Source organism: Bartonella vinsonii subsp. berkhoffii ATCC 51672, assembly GCF_902825225.1.
GTDB classification, from domain to species: domain Bacteria; phylum Pseudomonadota; class Alphaproteobacteria; order Rhizobiales; family Rhizobiaceae; genus Bartonella; species Bartonella berkhoffii.
On record NZ_CADEAK010000048.1, the window covers coordinates 1 to 1734 of the forward strand.

Annotated in this window: 2 protein-coding genes and 2 pseudogenes; all 4 read right to left on the reverse strand. The window is 47.2% G+C overall.

Going from position 1 to position 1734, the window contains the following annotated elements; translation table 11 throughout:
- Positions 1 to 143 (reverse strand): annotated as a pseudogene (locus J7R10_RS10035) (late control protein); the annotation flags it as partial.
- Entirely contained in the window at positions 143 to 397 is a 255-nt protein-coding gene (locus J7R10_RS08000) for a tail protein X (protein WP_010705656.1), read from the reverse strand. The pseudogene J7R10_RS10035 and the gene J7R10_RS08000, both read right to left, overlap by 1 nt.
- Positions 398 to 423: 26 nt before the next feature.
- Positions 424 to 855, reverse strand: coding sequence for a phage tail protein (locus J7R10_RS08005; RefSeq protein ID WP_010704524.1), 432 nt, complete (start codon positions 853 to 855; stop codon positions 424 to 426).
- 30 nt (positions 856 to 885) lie between these two features.
- Positions 886 to 1734, reverse strand: a pseudogene (locus J7R10_RS10040) (phage tail tape measure protein); the annotation flags it as partial.

The window sequence follows — 1734 nt, forward strand, 5'->3', positions numbered from 1 at the left end:
CCACGATCATCAAACTCCGCTTCAAATCTATCGGCTTCATTGCCAGCATGATCAGTGATGGTTGCATTTAAAAGACGCTGATAAAAAACCTCATGCACGGGTTTGTCTTCCACCTTGACCACAATAAAAGGATATGTGCGCATTAATCCCATAACCGCTTCACCATGCTTTGGGGATTAGACAACACAAATTCAGGCAAAGTAACCTTTAAGCCGCGCGGCAAAAGCACACCATATTTGGCAATATCCGGATTGGCTTCCAGTGTGGCTTCGAGATAGCCTCTTAGGGCTCCAACTTGCGCACGGTCTCCTAACACAGCCATGGCATGTTGAAAGCAGATGAGATCAAGACTCATATCCTCTAGCTCTACAACAACATGCTTTTCTGGTATCTTCATGGGAATTGTTCCTCTTGATATCGATCTTACTGATATTGACCTTGGGGTTTTCCCCCATCGAAAAACGGCAACAAACTGATGGAATAGCGGATGCGCTGCGATTGACCAGAGCGGCTGATATAGTCGTGGTCTTTCGTGAGAGTGGTGATCACCACGGGACCATGGAGAAGGGCGCTATAGCTCATATCATTCATCCAACGAAGCATCTGTACGGGTTTGGCTGCTCGTATCGTTCTGCTGAGTGAGTCAATAGCTGCACGGTCACCAAATTCTTCTGGAAACCAAACTCCATGAATGGTCTTTGCATCATTGCCATAGCCGGTGAATTGCAAACTGGGGGATCTACCAAAACGCTCCATAGAGACCCATGAGGCAGAAAACTCTTCTTCAAAGGATTGGAAATTTAGCCAGTCCACGTAAAATTGATGCGGACCTAACATCATCAAAGGATCTCTCATAGGCTCCCTCCCCTCATTTTGTTCTTTCCCTTATTCTGTTCCACCATGCAGAGCATTGGCGCGTGCGCGTTGAAGTGCGTGACTTACCGCACGCCCCGTGGCAACGGGATCACGAGCGCCATTGACATGCACCGTGATATTTTGATTATGCGTGGTGGTGGAGAAGTCTTTGTTATTGTCTCTTTGCTCTCGACCAGAGTGATTGGCATGACCAGCACCCGCATATTGCATAATGGGTTGAATGGGTGTTTTGCCGCCAAGCCAACTGGGCAAATGAAACAGGTCGGATAAATCAATTGACCCAATCCACTCTCTAATACGGCTTGGCAAAGATTGAAAAAAGTCCTTCAATTTTGTAATGGGTGCCATAAAACCATCGACAATCCAATTGGCTAAATCTTCCCCTGCTTGTTCCATACCGGCTTTCGCATCATCAGAGAGCTTTTCGCGGGCAAAAAAGCTCCCCAACCAGCTCCAAAAATTGGCGATGCTTTGTTTAAAACCATCCCACACATTGCCAAACCACCTGCCAACAAACTCAAGCCCCTGTTTGAACTTTTGCCAATGTTTAGAGAAATCAAAGGCGGCAGCAATGGCGTTTTTCCACTTGGTGATGGTTGCCGTATCGGCGCCAAAAAAGCGCATGACGGCTTCAAAGGCACGACCAAAAGCCCGTGCTATCCCCCGTGCAAAACCTTTAACAAAAGAAGAGAAACGATCCCAATATTTCCACAAAGCAAAACAAGCCGCGATGATCACCGCCACAACAGCAGCAATGAGCGCCCCTATTGGAGTAAAAACAGCGCCAACAACAGAGGCAATGCCAGCGGCAATCACTTCTATCACTGTACCTATCCAACCAAAAGTAGCAACGAATGC

Coding starts and splice junctions, on each gene's coding strand:
- J7R10_RS08000 (WP_010705656.1), bottom strand. CDS start 397: ATGAAGATACCAGAAAAGCATGTTGTTGTAGAGCTAGAGGATATGAGT.
- J7R10_RS08005 (WP_010704524.1), bottom strand. CDS start 855: ATGAGAGATCCTTTGATGATGTTAGGTCCGCATCAATTTTACGTGGAC.